Genomic DNA, 20,268 nt, shown 5'->3' on the forward strand with positions numbered 1-20,268 from the left:
TTTTTTACGCTCCTAATATGTGACGCACAATAAATACCGTTAAGAAACCTGTACCCATAAAGGCCAATGTGGCAATGATGGAGCGTGGTGATAGGCGTGAAATGCCACATACACCATGACCGCTAGTGCAGCCTGAGCCATAACGCGCACCATACCCAACGATTAAGCCTGCTATGATAAGCAGGCCGTAACCCGCATCAATTTTAATCTCTGGGAGCTGACCGAATAATAGCCAAATGACAGGCGCTATGATTAAGCCAAGTGTAAAAGCTACCCGCCAGCCTGCATCGTGCATGACTGGTCTGAAAAGGCCGCCAATGATGCCAGTAATGCCAGCAATGCGCCCGTTAAGCAGTATGAATAAAGAGGCAGAGATGCCAATAAGTGCACCACCAGCCAGAGCAGTCCAGGGTGTAAAGTTGTTCCAGTCGATCATCATAGATTTGCTGCCGTAACTTGTTTAGTTATAAATAAACAAGCCGCACACATCATGTGCGCGGCCTTGTTATGCAATTATATATTAAATTAAAGTTGCCAGCCGTAAGCAATACCAATTGAGTCTTGATACATATTTAGGTTGGCTTCGCCACCACCGAATGCCGCTGGAATAGATCCACTTCCATTCACACTTTCTTCAAAGGCATGTATGTACGAAAATGAGAGTTCTGATTTATTTGGAAGCACATAAGTTGCACCCAGTGTGAGGTGATCTTGCACTACGCCAGGTGCCAAGATATTAAATAACGTTTCACTTTTGCGAATTGGCTGCGTCGTATGGTTGTAACCTGCACGCAATGTAAGCGTGTCATTGTAGGCGTAGCTCGCTCCTAGTTTAACTGCAGTTACATCGCGCCATCCAAAGCCAGGGCCGTTAGAGGTGCCAAGCAAGTTGCCTGCAAACAAGTTGCTTGTTGACAAGTTTCCTACAGATTTAACATCGCTGTAATTGATGCGCTGTACGTCTGCAGCAACTGTAAGCTGCGGAGTGGCTTTGACAGCAATACCAATCCCATAAGTAGAAGGGATGTCAAAATCACCACCTTCTGCAAACAAGCCTTTGTATTTATCAAACTTACTCATATAGGTTTTGCTTTGATAAGTAGCGCCAAGCGTTACAACATCGTTTAGTTGGCCAATCCAGCCAATATGTACACCTGCACCATATGAGTTGTCATGACCTTTGTTGGTAACCTCATTAGGCGCGGCTGATGTTTGTTGAGGTGTACCTATAGGCGCAGTGAAATTTTGCAAGCCTTTCGCTTCAAAGCGCTGGTATGCCAAATTGAGTGATACACCAATTGTGTTAGATGGAGTCATTTTCCATGTTGCTGTTGGAGCAACAAATAGTTGGATTAAATCTACGCCTGGTGGTGTAGAGCCAAGCAAAGGTACAGCCTTTTTGTAATCTGTATTCATGCCGCCATTGCCGTAAACGCTCACGCCAAATGTTACGTTAGGGTTGATTTGGCGGTTATAGCCAAATTCAGGAATGATAAAGTTTTCGGTATCGTTGGCATCATAGTCGCCATCAAACGCTTTAGATCCACCTGCAGTATCTACAAGTTGCGTTTCACGCTGCGGTCTAAACCAAGTCACACCAAAATCCACGCGGTCACCCACTAAGCCTAAGCCTGCTGGATTTGCAGCGGCAGCGAGCGCGTCTTGCGGTAACGCAATGCCTACGCCACCCATTGCTTGAGATTTTACGCCATAGCCATCGGTTGCGCTGGCTTCTGTTGTTGTCAAGAGTACAAGAAAGGGTAAGATCTTTTGCGTGTATTTCATTGTATTGCCTTTATTTAGTTACGTTTATTATGAGGTTGGCACTTTATCAAGATGTGTTAATAAGTGAAAATACTTTATTGATATATACATATAATAATTTCAAATAAAGGTCTTGGCAGATGATTGTGGTGAATAGTTTTTGCATGAACTAACGAGTATGCTTCTATGTCACATGACTAGTTTTGAATAGGAGGCAAGTCTGATGACGATTGCCACGCTATAATTCAAGCAACTTTATTAACCCCATATCGAAAACTACTTTTAAAAGTAAGATTAAAAATAGTGGAGAACTAAACGTGCGTATCAAAAGTTTATTGATTTTTATATTGGCAATGCCGATAACGGTTTTTGCCCAAAGTGCTATCCAGGAATATAAGCTTAGTAATGGTTTAAAAATCATTGTGCAGGAGGATCATCGATCACCAGTAGTGGTGTCTCAGGTGTGGTATCGCGCAGGTAGTATAGATGAAGTGAACGGCAAGACTGGTGTGGCGCATGTGCTTGAGCACATGATGTTTAAAGGTACAAGCAAAGTGCCAGCTGGACAGTTTTCTCGACTAATTGCGGCGGCAGGAGGTAAAGAAAATGCCTTTACTAGTACGGATTACACTTGTTACTTTCAGCAGCTGGAAAAATCGCATCTACCTTTAGCTTTTAAGTTGGAAGCAGACCGCATGGCCAACTTGAAATTGACTAAAAAGGAGTTCGATAAAGAAATTAAAGTGGTGATGGAAGAGCGCCGTTGGCGCACTGATGATAAGCCGCAGTCGATGGTGAACGAGGCTTTTCAAGGCGCTGCATATCGAGCACATCCATACTCAAGGCCAGTTGTAGGTTTTATGAATGATTTGGAGAACATGACGTATGAAGACGCGCGCGAGTGGTATCAAAACTGGTATGCGCCGAATAACGCAACCCTGGTGGTAGTAGGGGATGTAAAGGCAAAAGAAGTATATAAATTGGCCCAGCAACATTTTGGTAAACTTAAGCCTAAAGTATTGCCTGCACGTAAACCACAAGTAGAGCCAGCACAAATAGGCGAGCGTAATGTCATAGTAAAAGCCCCGGCCAAACAATCATACCTGCTAATGGGCTATCACGTGCCAGCAATAGTCGACCCTGAAAACGACTGGGAGCCTTATGCGCTAGAAGTGCTTGCTGGTGTGCTGAGTGGTAATCCCGCATCACGTCTCAATCAAAAGTTAGTGCGCGAAACACAGCTTGCTGTTGATGCCAGTGCTGGTTATGACATTTTGTCACGTGGACGATTAGCTTTGTTTGCTTTGGATGGCACGCCAAGTGAAGGTAAAACCGTAGCAGAGCTTAAGGCGGCTTTGTTAGACCAAATTGAAAAGGTGAAGGCAGCCGGTGTAACAGTTGAGGAACTGGATCGGGTAAAGGCTGGAGTGATTGCAGCAGACGTTTATCAGCGTGATTCTATGTTCTACCAAGCGATGCAAATTGGTACTGTTGAAAGCATTGGTTTTTCATGGAAGATTTTAGATGGTTACCCAGCCAAGTTGCGAGCTGTTACACCAGAACAAGTGCAGGCCGTGGCTAAAAAGTACTTGCTGCAAGACAATCTCACAGTGGCGACTCTAGATCCGCAGCCGATGGACCCGAACGCCAAGCCGCAGGGCAAGCCTCACGTGCATTAAACTCTCTTTGACTAGCTTAGGGCGCGCAGACTGCCGTTGCCTGAGCTGGTCGAACGGTAGTTAAGTAATTTTAAAACATAACTTTCAAGGTAACCCAACAATGAATTTGAAACATATAACAAAAATATTCATCATTAACCTTACTTTTTTGGCCTTCTCTGTAGGCGCACACGCTGCGGTTAAAATTCAGCAATGGCAAACCAGCTCAGGTGCTGAGGTTTACTTTGTGGAAAATCATGATTTGCCAATTGTTGATTTAAGTGTGAACTTTGCTGCAGGCAGTGCGCGAGATACGGCAGAAAAATCTGGCGTGGCAGGCATCACAAAATACATGATGACACTGGGTGCAGCCGGCATGAGCGACGAAGTTATAGCCAATAAAATGGCTGACATTGGTGCAATATTGGGCGGTAGTTTTGATGTGGACCGTGCCGCATTCAAGTTACGTACATTAAGTAGCGAGCGCGAGAAAACACAAGCGCTGGATGTGTTCACGAAAGTTTTACAAAAGCCAGACTTCCCCGAAACGGTTTTAACCCGCGAAAAAGCGCGCATTATTTCTGGATTGCAGGAATCAGCTACCCAACCCGAAAGCATCTCGAGTAAAGTTTTTATGTCCGCCATGTATGGCAAGCATCCATATAGTTTGGATGAAAGCGGGGAGGTGGATACTGTTACCAAAATCAGCCGTGATGACTTGCAAGATTTTTATAACAGATTTTACGGCGCAAAAGGCGCTGTAATCGCCATGATTGGCGATTTAACGCGTGAGCAAGCCAGTAAAATTGCAGAAGATATTACTATTGGCTTACCCAAACCTACTGAGATTTTACCGATCCCAGCCGTGGAGTATCCAACTAACGCTATTGAGCAACGTATTATTCACCCAGCATCACAATCTCACATTTTATTAGGTTACCCAGGTATCAAGCGTGGTGATCCTGATTTATTCCCTTTGTATGTGGGGAATTACATCTTAGGCGGCGGCGGTTTTGTGTCACGCTTAACTGAAGAGGTGCGCGAAAAACGCGGCCTTGTTTATAGCGTATACAGCTATTTTATGCCTATGGCTGAGTTAGGGCCTTTTCAAATCGGCTTGCAAACCAAGAAAGATCAGGCAAACGATGCACTTAAACTGGTACGTGAAACTTTAGACAAATTTATAAAAAATGGCGTCACAGATAAAGAACTGAAAGCCGCAAAAGCCAATATTATTGGCGGTTTTCCTATGCGAATTGACAGTAATGGGAAAATTTTAGAATATTTGGCTGTGATTGGCTTTTATAAATTGCCGCTTAATTACTTAGACGAATATAACAAAAAAGTAGCCAGTGTGACTGCCGCACAGATTAAAGAGGCTTTTAATCGCCGCCTTAAACCTGAAAATTTTGTAACGGTGATTGTAGGCGACCCAAACGCGAAATAACTATTTCAGTAGTAAAATGCAGTTCATTACTTAATAAACCTGCATACTTGAAAATGGCTGATAAAAAATTAAATACTGTACGCATCAATGCTGGAGAATGGCGAAGCCGTTTAATCAAGTTTCCTGATGCTACTGGTTTGCGGCCTACGCCTGAACGTGTACGCCAAACAGTATTTAATTGGCTGGGGCAAGATTTAACCGGACAAGCATGCCTGGATTTGTTCGCAGGGACAGGGGTGATGGGCTTTGAGGCGCTTTCACGCGGCGCCATAACCGCTACATTGGTAGAAAAGTCCATGCCAGCTTATAAGGCAATGTTGGAAAACAAGCAGCTACTTAAAGCTGAAAATGCTAATGTTTTACATCAAGACGCACTACAGTTTTTAAATACTAATAAGCAAAAATTTAATCTTATTTTCCTAGACCCGCCCTACAACGAGGCTTGGCTGCCAAAAGTATTACCTTTGCTGGCAGAGCATCTACAAAATGAGGGTTTGGTGTATGTGGAAGCAGAATATGCTTTAGAGTCAACTCAAGGCAATGCTCAGGGCTGGCAAGTAATCAAGCAAAGCAGAGCAGGTAATGTGTTTTATCATCTGTTAAAATCAGTATAACTAATGATAAGTGATGAGTATGAGTAAAAATCGTATTGCAGTTTACCCGGGAACGTTTGATCCAATTACCTTGGGGCATGAGGATATTGTGCGCCGTGCGGCTGACTTGTTTGATGAAGTCATTGTAGCAGTGGCTGGCAGTACCAATAAAAATACGCTTTTTAGCTTGGATGAGCGTGTTACATTGGCAAAGAAAGTATTTGTACATGCCGATAATATACGCGTTGTGGGTTTTAGTGGCTTGTTAATGCAGTTTGTGCAATTGCAAGGTGCGCAAATGGTGATTCGCGGTTTACGTGCCACTTCAGATTTTGAATACGAGTTCCAATTGGCTGGGATGAATCGCAAACTTTACCCACAATTTGAAACATTATTTTTAACGCCTTCAGAACAGTTTATGTTTATTTCATCCAGCCTGGTACGAGAAGTAGCGACATTAGGTGGTGATGTGCACGCGTTCGTTTCACCATTGGTTGAAGATGCAATTAAAGAAAAGTTGGGTGGCTGATTTTGGCTTTAATGATTACCGATGAGTGTATTAACTGCGACGTCTGTGAGCCGGAATGCCCAAATAATGCCATTTATCAGGGCGAAGAGATATACGAAATTAATCCTGATTTATGCACCGAATGTGTCGGGCATTACGATAAGCCTCAGTGCCAAAGTGTATGTCCAATCGATTGCATTCCATTTAACCCCAATGTGGTTGAAACAAAAGAGCAATTGCTGAATAAGTACTATCGTTTAACAGCCGCTAAATAACATTCGTAAAAATTTAAGGATATTTATATGCGTATGCTACATACCATGCTCCGTGTCGGTAATATGGAGCGCTCAATCAAATTTTACACTGATATTCTGGGCATGAAAGTGCTGCGTCAGCATGATTTTCCTGAAGGAAAGTTTAGTTTAGCCTTTGTAGGTTATGGAGCAGAAAGTGACCATACGGTGCTGGAGCTTACTTATAATTATGGTGTCGAAAGCTATGAGATGGGTAAGGCTTACGGACATATTGCGATAGAAGTAGAAGATGCTTATAAAGCCTGTGAAGCTGTAAAAAATGCTGGAGGTAATGTGGTACGAGAGGCTGGACCAATGATGCATGGCACCACGGTGATTGCGTTTGTAGAAGACCCTGACGGCTACAAAGTTGAGTTTATTCAGGCAGGCACTTATTAATTAAGTTGTCTTGCTAATGATGATGACTTGCTGATTAAATGTTATTGCCGTGTCTTGGTTTTTATACTTGCTCGAATGTAATAACGGTGCCTATTACGCAGGTATCACCAACGATTTGGACGCACGCTTTGCAGCACATGTTTCAGGCAAAGGCGCACGATACACGCGTGCTAATCCGCCTATCAAAATCATCGCCTCAAAACCTTACCTAGATCGCTCAGGTGCCAGTATTGCTGAAGCACAATTGAAGAGTTTACCTAGGCATAAGAAGTTGCAATATTTTGACGAATAAAACCGAATTGATTATAGCAGTGCATGCGGCGCTAGATGGTGATTGGGATGCTGCTCACAAAATCGCTCAAAATTACAGTGACACTACGGCAAATTGGCTGCACGCAGTGCTGCATAAAATAGAAGGTGATGAGTGGAACAGCAAATATTGGTATGCGCGTACTGATGGCAATAGGTATGAAGATTTTAGTGATTCAACAAAAGAGCTGATAGCGATTCAGGTTAGTTTGCCACAATAGAAAACCTGTCACGTGGAATATCAAATTTAGTAGCTTATACTCCACGGGCGAGGCTCTCGCCGCCTCGCCAGCCTGTATGGATTAAACGTCAGCCAAAACTTTCTGCTGGATTCATAAAAAACATCTTTTTCCAGCCTTGTGTTTGGGCTGATAATTTCCAAGGGTAGGGAACGAGTGACATTACACTGTAGTGTAAATGCGGCGGTTTACCCGCTGCATTGCCTGAGTCGCCCACAGTGCCTATCCCTTTGCCTGATGTTGCCCAGTCAAATGTTTTGATGTGAATTCCATCCAAATGTGAATAGTAATAAATGCGCCATTTTGGCCCAAGTACGACCACTACATTTCCGCCCATTTCAATATGGCCCGTGTATATCACTAACCCGCTAGTGCTTGATATTACCGGTGTACCAAGTTTGGCGAATATATCGATACCTTTATGTACTCCAGATTTCCCCCATGGAGCATACCAAAAACTTAGTCTATTCCAATCTTTGGCTGTGGCGTTTTTTACGGGGATTATTCCGTGCGCAGGGAGTACAAGTCCGAGCGCGAGGATAATCGCTAAAAATTTGAGTGTTTTTAGCATGGTCGGTTTATATCGTTTCGTAAGTTGGTTTGGCAGGATTGTTGCTAATTTGATACCAATCGACCTTGCGTGTAATAATCATAGTTGCGGCAAGTAAGCCAAACACCAGAAAGCTTCCCATCAGCAAAGCATTATCTTCAGAAGCTAATATGCCATACAACGCGCCATATAATGCGGTGAGAAGCCCTGCAAACATCAAACCGTGGCTTTTGTTTTTTAGCACATGCGCAAGGTAGTAGCCCAGCAATGCTACACAGGCCAAACTTGCAATCAAGTATGAAACTGCAAAGCTAATATGCTCTGAAAGTGAAATTAGTAACAAGTAAAACAATGCCATTGCTAAGCCAACCAGCGTGTATTGTGCAGGGTGTATACGTAGGCGCTTTAGTATTTCAAAGATAAAGAAGCCGGCAAAAGTCAGGCCGATGAACAACAAGCCGTACTTTGTGGCGCGGTCTGCTTGGCTGTAAACGTTAATGGGCTCTACAAAGCCGATAGAGAGTGATTCAAATGACTGGTTTGAATAAGCTTTATCAGCTGTTGATTTTTCATTCCAGCGTTGCTCAAGCATATTTAGTAATGAAGTTTGGTTGCTGCTTGAAAGTGACGAAACTGCCCATTGTGCTTCAAAGCCCGCCGGGGTGATTTTCTGTGTAGCCGCATCTGGCAAAAAGCTGCCATTAAAATGAGGATGTTGCCAACTTGATTGCAAAGCGATTTTGTTGTTATCGGCAATTGGTGTGAAGTTGAAATTTTCCATGCCACGTAAATTAAGCTGAAATTCAAAGCTTAACGTTTTTATTGCTACCACATCTAATTTGCCTAATTTCGCATGAATACCATTGCCCAGCACAGACAAATTCGTGCCTTGCATAAACGCATATGTTTCGTTATTGAGTGTGAGTTCTGGCTTACCGTTAATACCACGCGTGTCGTTAATGCCTACGCTTACATATGCAGGTAAAATGGTGATTTTCCCACCTTCATGTTGTGGTGTTAATTTAAAATCTGTGCCTAAGTTAAACGTGCCTTTAATTTTTCCGCCCAATTGATACATTAAGGCTTTATAGATACCTAACTTTTTGTATTCATTGGTAAAACCGCCGCTCAGCTCTAAATCTTCCGGCAGGGAATATACAACGTACTCAACTTTACGTTTTTCAATTTTTTTCACCTTATTTTCGGTGACGATTTCATCATATTCTTCAATATATGGGATAGCCAGCACAGGCCCAATAATGGTTTGCGCGCCAGCTGAGCTTCTGGCGATTTCTTGTTTTACTTCTTCCTGCCTGTATTGACGCTCTTTGATGAGCGAATTGACCACGCTCACAGCCCATGACATGAGGACGGTGAGTATAAAAATACCGATGACTTTAAAAACAAATGCTCGATTCATGATTAACCCTAATAAACAATGTGGAGTTAGCAGAATAGTAGGAGCATGTGAAGTGTTGATGCAGTTGTGTGAAGTGAATGTGAAGTTTTTAAACTAGGTAAAGTTAGGTTTTTGGTAAGGTGACAATTGCAACCGCACCGCCACCTGCATGATTTTTTAGAGTGATGCTGCCACCATGCAGTTTCGCCACTTCCTGCACGAAATTTAAACCCAGCCCCGTACTTTTTTGTCCTGTGTTTATTGGAAAATCAGGGCGGGGCAGTGAGTAGAATTTATCGAAAACTTTATCAATCGCATAGTCAGGAATGCCTGTGCCTTGGTCTTGAATGGCGATTTGGATGTGATTTTTTTCTTCTGTCACATTTATGTTAATTGTGCTGTTTGGCGGGCTGAAATCTAGCGCATTTTCCAGTAGATTATAAATGGCTTGTCCCAATAGAAAGCTATCTGCTTTTATTATAACGGCAGGGCTGCAAGCCGAATGGATGCTGACCTGAAGAGTGTGTGCTTTTTGGCTTAAATGGTGTAATTGGGTGTAGATTAAATCGTTTAAATTCACGCTGGTTAAGTGCGTGAGTTGCTGTTGATGTTCTAGTGCAGCCAAGCCCAGCATGTTTTGAATGATGGTTTGCACACGGCTGGATTGTGCTTTAATTTGCCCTAAAAAGTGTGCTTGATCTGCCGGGGGCATGCTGGGTGAAATAAGCTCCAGCGCGCCTTGAATAGCAGTCATTGGACTTTTTAACTCATGTGTTAAATGTTGAATAGAGTCTTGCACATGTTCTTTGCCGTCTAGCTCGATGCGCATTTTTTGCATAGCGTTTGCCAGCTCGCTTAACTCGTCATTGCTGGAGGTTGGCGGGATGGCCTTTTCACCATTAGCCACGCTAATCGCGTAATCACGTAGTTCGTTGATTTTTTTGGTAAACCGCCAAGTAAATAAAGCGCCGATGGCAAGTGAAAGTGAAAACAATAACGCACCCCATCTGATAATTTTATTTTGAGCACGTTCAATAAATGGCAGTAAAGTTCGGTTAGGTTTGGCAACAGTGAGTGAGCCAATAATTTTGTTGCCATCTTTAATGGGTGCGGCAATGTACATAATAGTATCGCTTTGTTTGTCGCCAGCGACTACAGGACTTGAGCGCACGCCATATTTTCCTTGTAGCGTTAAATATACGTCATTCCATTTTGAATAATTTTGGCCAACTGCAAGTGTGGCAGAGTCAAAAATAACGATACCCTGAGCATTGGTGATATACACACGATAATCTGCCTCCTTCTTTTTAATGCCCCAAATATTAGCTTTGGTAGCACGCGCACGATATTGCGCCAAGCCTTGTGCAAAGTTGCCTGTTTGAATATTGCCAGATTTAACGTCATTTGCGGCAAGTTCTGCCAGCACATTTGCAGTGTCTACCAGCGCATCTTCCATTGCCTGACGTACGCCGGGTTTTACTTCATCTACAAAAATAGTTAGCACAAACCAGGCGGCAAGACCCACCAGTAAAAAATAACCTAAGAAAATTTTAAGGCTAATTCTCATACTTGCAAGCTATAACCCATGCCGCGATGCGTAATGATGACTGCACTTGCCGCATCAATACTACGCAACTTTGCCCGTAGCGTTTTAATGTGTGCATCCACAGTGCGCTCTAGCGTGTTTTCGGCGTTAGCCCACACAATATCCATCAGATAATCACGTGAGTAAACCCTCTGTGGCTGGTTAATCAGCGTTTTAAGTAGCAAATATTCATAGCGCGTGAGTTCTAAATATTGCCCAAGGTATTGAATACGATTTGCTATTCCATCTACTATAAACTGGTTGTTTTTAGTGTTGTTATTCAAATGTAATTCAGAGCGTCGCAAAATCGCTTTCACGCGTGCCACTACTTCACGCGGGCTAAAAGGTTTGGTGACATAATCATCCGCGCCAATTTCCAAGCCTACAATGCGGTCTATTTCATGATTACGTGCAGTTAAAAATAAAATGGGGATTTGCGAAGTCTCACGAATTTTTTTGCACACATCAAAGCCTGTCATGTCTGGCAGGCCAACGTCCAGTATGACGAAATCAAAAGTTTGCTGGCTGAGTTGTGTCATTGCTTCACCGCCCATAATCTTGTGTGTGGTCACAACCCCAGCCTCTTTAAAAGCGTAGATTAGTGTTTCTGCAATTGCAGGTTCGTCTTCAATAATAAGTATATGGAGTGACATGGTGCTATTCTAGACGAAAATGATAAGAAAAAGGCTCGCGATGCGAGCCTTGATTAGCACACCAAAAATCTGAACTATCCAAAAAAGTCTTTGGCTTTATCTACCCAGCTTTTATTTTTAGGGCTGTGTTTACCAGAGTCTGCTTGAGTGCTGGTTTCAAATTCGCGCAGTAACTCTTTTTGTTTTTCAGTGAGTTTTACCGGCGTTTCCACTACTACATGCACCATTAAATCCCCATGTTCGGATTGGCGCAATGGTTTAATGCCTTTGCCGCGTAACCTGAATATGCCACCTGTTTGTGTTTCGGCAGGAATCTTCATTTTGGCTGAGCCGCCTAACGTCGGGACTTCAATTTCTCCACCTAAAGCTGCTGTACTAAAACTGATTGGCATTTCGCAATGCAAATTACCGCCTTCGCGTTGGAAAATATCATGTTCTTTTAGGTGAATCACTACATATAAATCACCGGTTGGCCCGCCGTTTACACCAGCTTCGCCCTCGCCACTTAAACGGATTCTGTCGCCTTCATCAACTCCTGCAGGAATCTTCACTGAAAGTGTTTTGTTTTGCTTGGTACGACCAGCACCGTTACAGCTTGGGCAAGGGTCTTTCACCATTTTGCCGCTACCATGACATTTAGGGCAGGTTTGTTGAACCGAGAAAAATCCTTGTTGCATGCGAACTTGACCATGGCCAGCACAAGTTGAACAGGTCACTGGTTGGGTGCCAGGACGTGCGCCAGAACCTTTACAGGTTTCACAGGTAGATTGCACTGGGATGCGAATTTTTGACTCAATACCTTTGGCAGCATCTTCAAGCGAGATTTCCATGTTGTAGCGGAGGTCTGCGCCACGATATACGTTATTGCGACTACCGCCCTGGCTACGCCCACCACCGAAAATATCACCGAAAATATCGCCAAATGCATCACTAAAACCAGCACCACCAAACCCGGCGCCGCCACCTTGTTCTACACCGGCATGGCCATATTGGTCATAGGCAGCGCGTTTTTGGTCGTCAGAGAGCATTTCATAAGCCTCTTTGGCTTCTTTAAACTGCTCTTCAGCTTTTGGGTTGTCCGGATTACGGTCAGGGTGATACTTCATCGCAAGCTTGCGATAAGATTTTTTAATGTCTTCTTCAGAAGCGTCTTTATTCACGCCTAATATTTCGTAATAATCTCTTTTTGTAGCCATAATTTAGTCAATACTTAAGTGGTGCTTGGTTAGTTGGTATGTTAGGTAGTTGATAGCGAAAAGTCGTTAGCATCCATCAATGATGCTAACGACTAGTGACTAGTTACTAACGACTATAAATTAGTCTTTTTTCACTTCTTCAAACTCGGCATCCAAAACGTCGCCGTCCACTGTTTTTTCACTTTCTTTACTTGGTTGAGCACTTTCAGTATTTGCCTGCGCCTGTTGCTCGGCATAAACTTTCTCACCTAGCTTTTGTGAAGCTTCTGTTAAGGCGTTGGTTTTAGCTTCAATCGTGTCCTTGTCGTCAGACTTCATCGCTTCTTCAACATCTTTCAGCGCAGTTTCAATCGCTTCTTTTTCAGCAGCATCTAGCTTATCACCATGTTCAGCGAGTGATTTTTTCACTGAATGCACCATGCCATCGGCGGCATTGCGCGCGTCTACAAGTTCGCGATATTTCTTATCTTCATCTGCATATTTAATGGCATCTTCTTCCATTTGCTGAATTTCAGCTTCAGACAAGCCGCTATTGGCTTTAATGGTAATTTTATTTTCTTTGCCAGTGGCTTTATCTTTTGCTGAAACATGCAAGATACCGTTAGCGTCAATATCAAAAGTTACTTCAATTTGCGGCATGCCACGTGGTGCTGGTGGAATATCGCTCAAGTTGAATTGTCCTAGCGATTTGTTGGCAGAAGCCATTTCACGCTCACCTTGCAACACCTGAATTGTTACCGCATTTTGGTTGTCATCGGCAGTTGAGAACGTTTGCGATGCCTTGGTAGGAATCGTGGTATTTTTCTTAATCACTTTAGTCATCACGCCGCCAAGTGTTTCAATGCCTAGTGATAATGGCGTTACATCAAGTAACAACACATCTTTAACATCACCTTTTAGCACACCGCCTTGAATTGCAGCACCCACGGCTACTGCTTCATCAGGATTGACATCTTTACGTGGCTCTTTGCCGAAGATTTCTTTTACTTTTTCTTGTACTTTTGGCATACGGCTTTGACCGCCAACCAAAATTACGTCAGTAATGTCTTCAATTTTAACGCCAGCGTCTTTAATCGCTGTGCGGCATGGTGCCATTGTGCGCTCAATCAAATCATCAACTAAAGATTCTAATTTCGCACGTGTGATTTTTACCACTAAGTGTTTAGGGCCTGTTGCATCTGCAGTAATGTAAGGCAGGTTCACTTCAGTCTGTGTCGCGCCAGATAACTCGATTTTGGCCTTTTCTGCAGCCTCTTTTAAGCGTTGTTTTGCTAACAAATCATTACGTAAATCTAAGCCATTTTCCTTTTTGAACTCATCAGCCAAGAAATCAATCAAGCGGTTATCAAAGTCTTCACCACCGAGGAATGTATCGCCGTTAGTTGAAAGCACTTCAAATTGATGTTCGCCGTCAATACTTGAAATTTCAATAATAGAAACGTCAAAAGTACCGCCACCCAAGTCATACACAGCAATTTTACGATCACCTTCTTGCTTGTCTAAACCAAATGCAAGTGCAGCCGCAGTAGGCTCGTTGATGATGCGCTTAACATCTAAACCAGCAATACGACCAGCATCTTTAGTGGCTTGGCGTTGGCTGTCATTAAAATATGCTGGCACTGTAATAACCGCTTCAGTCACTTCTTCGCCCAAGTAATCTTCAGCGGTTTTTTTCATTTTACGTAAAACTTCAGCTGAGATTTGCGGAGGTGCCATTTTTACGCCGCGAACTTCTACCCATGCGTCGCCATTATCAGCTTTTGTGATGGTGTAAGGCATCAAACCAATGTCTTTTTGCACTTCTTTTTCTTCAAAACGGCGACCAATCAAACGTTTTACTGCGTAAAGCGTATTTTTTGGGTTAGTTACAGCCTGACGCTTTGCAGGAGCGCCCGCTAAAATTTCGCCATCTTCCTGATACGCAATGATTGAAGGTGTGGTACGTGCGCCTTCGGCGTTTTCAATGACGCGTGGCTTGCCGCCTTCCATCACTGCAACGCAAGAGTTTGTAGTACCTAAGTCAATACCAATGATTTTTCCCATAATTCCTATTCCTTTTACTTATAAATTTGCCGTTGTAACTTGTATAAAAACATGGTTTTCTATGTTCTACAGAGACAAGCGGTGGTTTTAAATTTTTACCTTGAAGCTATTGTGGAGATTGTTTTTGTTATTTCAAGTGGCTGTTTTAATTTGATTTAACTTTTTAACTTGGTTTAACCAATAGATTAAGGCAAATTATTTTGCTACCATCACTAAAGCTGGCCGTAGTACACGATCATTCAGCGTATATCCTTTTTGTAATACTGAAGTTACCGTATTAGGTTCGCCGCTATTTTCCAGCATGCTGATGGCTTGATGTTTGTTAGGGTCAAATTTTTCACCTAGGGGATTGATTTCAGCAATGTTGAATTTATCAAATACTGAAGTCAGTTGATTTGCGGTAATCTGAACGCCATCTTTGTAACTTTGTACGTCAGTTGCTTCAATAAGCAAGGCCGCATCAAGGCTATCTTTAACTGCCAATAACTCGTTCGAGAATTTCTCTAAGGCAAATTTACGTGCTTTTTCAATATCATCCATCGCACGTCGACGAATGTTTTCGCCATCAGCCTTTACATATAAAACAGCAGCTTGCGCTTCTGCAAGCTGTGATTCCAATTCACTAATGCGGTCATCTAATGAACCAGCAGCACCATTTTGCTGTAAATCATCTTCAATCGGTGTGTTGTATTGTGATTCTTGTGTATTTTCAGTCATGAAGTATCCCTAATTATTTATTAGCAATTATTTAAAAACAATGAACTCACAATGGGGACGCTTTATAAAATCTCAAGCTATTTAGTAAAATTTTTTAATTTAATAAAGGTAAGAGCCTTAGCTGCAACTCTAGATGGATTATAGATTCTGAGGTGGTAGCTGGTTACGTGCTTTGTAACGGTCGTACATCCATAAATACTGCGCAGGACATTGTTTAATAGTGCGTTCAATTTCCACATTAAGTAGAGTGGGTGTATTGATGCCGCCTGTGGCGATCGGGCGTATATGAATGTGGTAACCACGTCCGCTGCTTAAGCGCTCGCCAAATGCCATGAGTACCTGCGCACCAGTTTTTTGTGCCAGCTTTGAGGCGAGTGTCATTGTGTAGGCAGGGCGCTCAAAAAAAGGCGCCCACTCACCTTCACCTTCCAAAGGTGCCTGGTCTGGCAAAATCCCAATGGCTTCGCCACGTTTTAATGCCTGTAACAATTGCTTTACTCCCTGGCTGTTGGCGGATGCGAGTGTGACTTTGCCACGTTGCCGGCCCTCTGTAATGAGCGGCATTAGCCATTTTTGGCGTGGTGGACGGTAAAGCACCGCCATAGGATGACGTGCTCCGTAATAAAGCGAGGTAATTTCAAAGCAGCCGAGGTGTGGGGTTAGAAAAATCAGCCCTTTACCTGATTTTAGAGCCGTTTCTACATGCTCCCAACCAGATGTATTTTGTACCCAGTTGAGTACTTTATCTTGCGGTTTAAACCAAATGGCAAAGGTTTCAAGAGCACCTTTGCTGTTTTCAAGCGTGCTTTTAAATAACAGTTTTTTAAATTCAGCTGGGCTAGCGGCTAAGCCACATTGCTTTAGATTACGTTTGGCGTGCGCACGATGGTCGCCGTTAAATAGGTAGTTAATCAGGCCAAGTATTACCCCGAGTGCGTGAATGATAGGTAAGGGTAAAAATCGCAGTAATTTCAGGCAACGCACAACTAGAACGGTGGCGGCTTGTTTAAGAAATGATTTCAACATACGAGTAATGCCTAGTTTGGTTGTGATGAAGCATGTTTCATCACCATGAGTTGATTAAATGCATCAATCGACGCTTTAACATTTGGTAAGTCGGGCTTGCCACCAATGGTGATGGCGCAACCTTGAGGTGATGGCTTTGTGCCGGCTTGCCACAAGTGGGTATCGGTAAAAATTGCCAAAGTAGGTATATTCAACGCTACTGCAATATGGGTAAGACCGGTATCTAAACCGACGCATGCCTTTGTGTCGCGCATTAAGCCAGCCAATTGCACGATGCTAAGTTTGGGTAGAACTAATGCATCTTTCAGTGAATTGGCAATGGATTCCGCACGTTGTTTTTCTGTGGCACTTCCCCAAGGCAGCGCTAGTGCGTAGCCTCGAGCATTTAAGTAAAGCCCTAATGCAATCCAGCATTCGTTCGGCCAATGCTTTGCTGCTCTTGCGGTGCTATGAAACAGCATGATGCAATTTTTTGGCAGTAAATCAGTTAAGACTGGATTAAGTTCATGATTGAATTGCATGTCATAGTGCGTACTATTATCATCTGTTGAGTAATTGAGAGCCAACGCACCAACCAAGCGATTACGTGTTATCGCGTGCAGATTACGCGGAATATCCAGTGAATTGCGCACTAAATAACCAGCCAACCTCTCACGCGCAGTGTTTGAGTTTTGCCCATAACTGATACCATGCGCCAATTTAGCAATGACAGCGCTTTTGATTAACCCTTGCGTATCTAAAATGGCGTCGTAGCGGCAAGTTTGTAGGTTTTTCTTAAACTTTAAAAACTCAACCCAAGTATTTTTTGAGAATATTGCTTTTTTCCAACGGCGCATAGCTACTGGAATGATGCGTTCAACCAATGGGTTCAACCTAGCCAGCTCCACAAATGACTCCTCCACCACCCAGTCGATAATCGCTTCTGGGTAATGCTGTTTGATGTCATGCACCAGGGGCATATTATGAATAATATCGCCCATGGAAGACATTTTGACTAAGAGGAGGCGCATATGGGTATTATCTTGCCTAGGTTTTTATCTAAACTTTTAGTTTTGCTGTCTAGCAGTACATTTAGCGCATCAATCACACGGCTTGCGGGCAGCTCATCTAGGCATTGGCTATGGCTGTTGTTATGGTCGTCGCATCCTGCTTTGTGACATGGGACGCAATCACCAAGCCCTTGCAATAACATCACATTGTTTGTGAGTTGATACTGCGTAGAATAGCGCTGCCAAGGGCTTTTTTTGTCATGATAACCTTTTGGCCACGGCGCCCATTTTACAGGATTAGTTGGGCCAAACAGCGCAAGTGTAGGTGTGCCACAAGCTGCCGCAAGATGGGTAGTTGCCGTGTCTGGGCCAATATATGCAGTTGCATGTGCTAAGAGTTCACTCATCTCTGCAAAACTAGTTTTTCCCGCCAAGTTATGTAAAAAGCCTGCAGGGTGATCTACAAATTGGTTAGCAAGCTGTTGGCAATATATCTGTTCATTAGCTGCGGGGCCGCCAGTAATAATCACATGTTGCCCCAAGTTTAATACATGTTCTATTAAGCTTAGCCAGCCAGCATCTGTCCAGCGTTTATACTGCCACATGGGAAGTGGGTGGATTATTGTGTAAGGCGTTGTAAGTAAATTAAAATTTAATAATTGGTTGAAACGCGCGAATGAATGCTCAGAGCTTAGCTTGGGAGGCTCTAATTCATAGCGCCTGTTAATGCCCATTAGGTCGGCTAAACGTAAATTTTGTTCTACAGTATGTGTGCTTTCTTCATCTAATAAGCACCAGCGCTGACATATTTTCTTTTTCCACCAATGTTTGCGCATAAGGTTAGGTATCATACCAATGCGTTTTTTTGCAGCTAAAAAAGCATATTGATGTGCACGATCATTGCCTTGTGTGGTGACGGCAAGATCATACTTTCTAAATATTTTTGTTAGTAGCTTGAAGTAGCCCATTAAATCTGGGTGATTCTCGGTTTCAATGACCGAATTGCAATCAGGGTTGCCCGTCAAAATACCACTTGTATTACGGTATACCAGTACATCAATCACCGCATTGGGCCATGCTTCACGCATGGATTTAAGCAAAGGCGTGCTTAGCAAAACATCGCCAATCTGTTGTGTTGCAATGAGTAATACCTTGTTGGGAGACATTTTACTTTTAAACATGAGTTAAATTACTTTTCGTTTCATTTTGTTAAGCCAATGACTCAGCCTAAACTTGAAAGTATTGCATGGCACTTCAAGCGCCCCCGTCCAATCTTGGCCTCTCTGCAAATAATGCTGAGTAAAAACCTTTGAACTGATGCCCCATTTATGTAGAAACATGTGGCTACCATTTTTCTTAAAAGTAAGTTTGCCTGTAGATTTAGACATAAAGTGATAGACGCGACTTTTACCTATACCTTTGAAATCACGTACACCAAACTCCCACAGTTTCATTGAAAAATCGGGGTCAGAATACATGCCTGGTGAGAACTCTGTACTATAGCCACCGACTAAATCCCACAGTAAAGTAGGTAATACACTAGGCGGCCATGTGGCGCCATTCCAATCTGCTTTTGGCGGAGCAGCGAAAGTTTCTAGCAAGGCGGCTTCGTTAAAATTATCTGGATGACTACCAAAATCCAAAGGTGCAATCGCACATGAGTTACCTGTAGCTCTAGGCTCTATCATGGTGCTTGACAAGAAAAAATACGGAGAGGTTTGTTTTTTTACTTCTTCATATAGCCAAAAATCCCAATCAGGGCATGCATACATATCATCATTAAAATATACCAGTAAATCAGTTGACGCTAGTGTGCGGGCTAAGTTCATGGCGTAACAGATGCCAATATTTTCTGCAGAATGCGTAAAATCAAGCCCTTGTTCCACAACCCATTCATGCGAGCCGTCTGAACCTTCATTGAGATGCACGATAATTTGGTGTGCATAGCGTGAATTTTTTCTAAGGCTATCAATACAAGTTTTTAGAAAAACCAAATTATTCCAACTAGGGATAATAATTGAAAATACTGCGTTCTCAGCGATGGCTGGCTTACGGTGCCTACTAATAACAGGTGCTTTAGATAAGAATGTGGCTTGCATGGAGTTGTTGAGTCTATTCGAGGTACAAAGTTTAAGTGGATTGTTTTGTTAGAAAGTAGAGTTGTAGATATTTATAGTAAGTGGTTTCAGCATTGTTAATCGCCAACATAAAGCCTTGAGCGCCATCTAAAAAACCAAGCCGAATAATATAAGTACGAACAAATGCCCAGGCACCATGGCCAACAGCCCCCGGTAAGCTGGTGCGTTTGTTATTAGCATGTAATTCTGCCGCACCTAACATGGCATAACGTTGCATTTTATCTAAAACCTCATCTAAATTTTTGTAGCTAAGGTGCAACAACGATTGCGTTAGGTGACCAGCAGGGGCTGTAAATGTCAAACTTTCATGCACCAGGTGATTGCTAAACTGTGCACTGCCACGCTTAAAAAGGCGGGCTACATAATCTGGCCGCCAACCTGAATGATGAATAAATCGACCACAAAAACTAGATAGTCTTGGCATATAGTAAATATCTAAGTTTGGGGATTGTAGCACTTGGTTAATTTCGGTTTTTAGTGCCACATCAACGCGTTCATCCGCATCAAGTGACAGTACCCAGTCTTTTGTAGCATAAGCCAAAGCGCGGTTTTTTTGTACACCAAAGCCTTGCCAGTCTGAGGCAATATATACATGTTGGGTATATTCGCGCGCAATATTAACGGTGTCATCTGTACTGCCTGAATCTAACACAATGATCTCATTTGCCCATGCAATAGAGGCTAGGCAGTCACGAATATCATGCGCTTCGTTTTTGGTAATAATAATGACAGAAAGGTCAGCGCGTTTAATGGTATCCATAA

At 42.9% G+C, this 20,268-nt stretch carries 22 protein-coding genes; 8 read left to right on the top strand and 14 right to left on the bottom strand.

Annotated elements, in window-relative coordinates; genetic code table 11:
• Nucleotides 1–4: 4 nt before the first annotated feature.
• Nucleotides 5–439 carry a YeeE/YedE family protein gene (locus Q8J82_RS04825; RefSeq protein WP_304909311.1) on the bottom strand — a complete coding sequence of 145 codons (435 nt, stop codon included), beginning with the start codon at nt 437–439 and terminating at the stop codon, nt 5–7.
• An 86-nt stretch (nt 440–525) separates the two neighbouring features.
• Nucleotides 526–1,785 carry an OmpP1/FadL family transporter gene (locus Q8J82_RS04830; RefSeq protein WP_305327844.1) on the bottom strand — a complete coding sequence of 420 codons (1,260 nt, stop codon included), beginning with the start codon at nt 1,783–1,785 and terminating at the stop codon, nt 526–528.
• A gap of 332 nt (nt 1,786–2,117) precedes the next feature.
• Between Q8J82_RS04830 and Q8J82_RS04835 the strand changes: the two genes are divergently transcribed.
• The 8 genes from Q8J82_RS04835 to Q8J82_RS04870 all read left to right on the top strand — a co-directional run bounded on the left by Q8J82_RS04835 (nt 2,118) and on the right by Q8J82_RS04870 (nt 7,192).
• Complete coding sequence (locus Q8J82_RS04835; RefSeq protein WP_305327338.1) at nt 2,118–3,443, top strand: pitrilysin family protein; 1,326 nt, start codon at nt 2,118–2,120, stop codon at nt 3,441–3,443.
• 100 nt (nt 3,444–3,543) lie between these two features.
• Nucleotides 3,544–4,869 (top strand): pitrilysin family protein, encoded by a 1,326-nt coding sequence (locus tag Q8J82_RS04840; protein ID WP_305327845.1) that lies wholly within the window; start codon nt 3,544–3,546, stop codon nt 4,867–4,869.
• A 53-nt stretch (nt 4,870–4,922) separates the two neighbouring features.
• Entirely contained in the window at nt 4,923–5,483 is a 561-nt protein-coding gene (rsmD, locus tag Q8J82_RS04845; protein ID WP_304890135.1) for a 16S rRNA (guanine(966)-N(2))-methyltransferase RsmD, read from the top strand.
• Between the two features lie 19 nt (nt 5,484–5,502).
• Nucleotides 5,503–5,991 carry a pantetheine-phosphate adenylyltransferase gene (coaD, locus tag Q8J82_RS04850; protein ID WP_305327846.1) on the top strand — a complete coding sequence of 163 codons (489 nt, stop codon included), beginning with the start codon at nt 5,503–5,505 and terminating at the stop codon, nt 5,989–5,991.
• Nucleotides 5,992–5,993: 2 nt separating this feature from the next.
• Nucleotides 5,994–6,245, top strand: coding sequence for a YfhL family 4Fe-4S dicluster ferredoxin (locus Q8J82_RS04855; RefSeq protein WP_304890133.1), 252 nt, complete (start codon nt 5,994–5,996; stop codon nt 6,243–6,245).
• Between the two features lie 27 nt (nt 6,246–6,272).
• Complete coding sequence (gloA, locus tag Q8J82_RS04860; RefSeq protein WP_304890132.1) at nt 6,273–6,662, top strand: lactoylglutathione lyase; 390 nt, start codon at nt 6,273–6,275, stop codon at nt 6,660–6,662.
• Nucleotides 6,663–6,711: 49 nt separating this feature from the next.
• Entirely contained in the window at nt 6,712–6,954 is a 243-nt protein-coding gene (locus Q8J82_RS04865; RefSeq protein ID WP_304890131.1) for a GIY-YIG nuclease family protein, read from the top strand.
• Nucleotides 6,944–7,192, top strand: a complete 249-nt coding sequence (locus tag Q8J82_RS04870; RefSeq protein WP_305327847.1) for a hypothetical protein — start codon at nt 6,944–6,946, stop codon at nt 7,190–7,192. The genes Q8J82_RS04865 and Q8J82_RS04870 overlap by 11 nt, the downstream gene beginning before the upstream one ends.
• Nucleotides 7,193–7,280: 88 nt before the next feature.
• Here Q8J82_RS04870 and Q8J82_RS04875 read toward each other — a convergent pair whose 3' ends face one another.
• The 12 genes from Q8J82_RS04875 to Q8J82_RS04930 all read right to left on the bottom strand — a co-directional run bounded on the left by Q8J82_RS04875 (nt 7,281) and on the right by Q8J82_RS04930 (nt 20,266).
• Nucleotides 7,281–7,781, bottom strand: a complete 501-nt coding sequence (locus Q8J82_RS04875; protein ID WP_305327848.1) for a M23 family metallopeptidase — start codon at nt 7,779–7,781, stop codon at nt 7,281–7,283.
• Between the two features lie 7 nt (nt 7,782–7,788).
• Nucleotides 7,789–9,180, bottom strand: a complete 1,392-nt coding sequence (gene creD / locus Q8J82_RS04880) for a cell envelope integrity protein CreD (RefSeq protein ID WP_305327849.1) — start codon at nt 9,178–9,180, stop codon at nt 7,789–7,791.
• A gap of 103 nt (nt 9,181–9,283) precedes the next feature.
• Nucleotides 9,284–10,726 carry a two-component system sensor histidine kinase CreC gene (gene creC, locus Q8J82_RS04885; protein ID WP_305327850.1) on the bottom strand — a complete coding sequence of 481 codons (1,443 nt, stop codon included), beginning with the start codon at nt 10,724–10,726 and terminating at the stop codon, nt 9,284–9,286.
• Entirely contained in the window at nt 10,723–11,397 is a 675-nt protein-coding gene (gene creB / locus Q8J82_RS04890; protein ID WP_305327851.1) for a two-component system response regulator CreB, read from the bottom strand. The genes creC and creB overlap by 4 nt, the downstream gene beginning before the upstream one ends.
• A 74-nt stretch (nt 11,398–11,471) precedes the next feature.
• Complete coding sequence (dnaJ, locus tag Q8J82_RS04895; RefSeq protein WP_305327852.1) at nt 11,472–12,593, bottom strand: molecular chaperone DnaJ; 1,122 nt, start codon at nt 12,591–12,593, stop codon at nt 11,472–11,474.
• A gap of 120 nt (nt 12,594–12,713) precedes the next feature.
• A complete protein-coding gene (dnaK, locus tag Q8J82_RS04900; protein ID WP_305327853.1) occupies nt 12,714–14,636 on the bottom strand; it encodes a molecular chaperone DnaK in 1,923 nt (640 codons plus the stop codon).
• A 195-nt stretch (nt 14,637–14,831) separates the two neighbouring features.
• Nucleotides 14,832–15,353: a nucleotide exchange factor GrpE gene (gene grpE / locus Q8J82_RS04905; protein WP_305327854.1), complete on the bottom strand. Its 522-nt coding sequence runs from the start codon at nt 15,351–15,353 to the stop codon at nt 14,832–14,834.
• A 138-nt stretch (nt 15,354–15,491) separates the two neighbouring features.
• Complete coding sequence (locus tag Q8J82_RS04910) at nt 15,492–16,379, bottom strand: lysophospholipid acyltransferase family protein (protein WP_305327855.1); 888 nt, start codon at nt 16,377–16,379, stop codon at nt 15,492–15,494.
• Between the two features lie 11 nt (nt 16,380–16,390).
• Nucleotides 16,391–17,389, bottom strand: coding sequence for a lipopolysaccharide heptosyltransferase I (gene waaC / locus Q8J82_RS04915; protein ID WP_305327856.1), 999 nt, complete (start codon nt 17,387–17,389; stop codon nt 16,391–16,393).
• Nucleotides 17,374–18,549, bottom strand: a complete 1,176-nt coding sequence (locus tag Q8J82_RS04920) for a glycosyltransferase family 9 protein (RefSeq protein ID WP_305327857.1) — start codon at nt 18,547–18,549, stop codon at nt 17,374–17,376. The genes waaC and Q8J82_RS04920 overlap by 16 nt, the downstream gene beginning before the upstream one ends.
• A 3-nt stretch (nt 18,550–18,552) precedes the next feature.
• Entirely contained in the window at nt 18,553–19,467 is a 915-nt protein-coding gene (locus Q8J82_RS04925; RefSeq protein WP_305327858.1) for a glycosyltransferase family 2 protein, read from the bottom strand.
• A gap of 31 nt (nt 19,468–19,498) precedes the next feature.
• Nucleotides 19,499–20,266 (bottom strand): glycosyltransferase family 2 protein, encoded by a 768-nt coding sequence (locus Q8J82_RS04930; RefSeq protein WP_305327859.1) that lies wholly within the window; start codon nt 20,264–20,266, stop codon nt 19,499–19,501.
• Between the last annotated feature and the right edge of the window lie 2 nt (nt 20,267–20,268).

The organism is Methylotenera sp. (genome assembly GCF_030684185.1).
In the GTDB taxonomy this organism is placed as follows: domain Bacteria; phylum Pseudomonadota; class Gammaproteobacteria; order Burkholderiales; family Methylophilaceae; genus Methylotenera.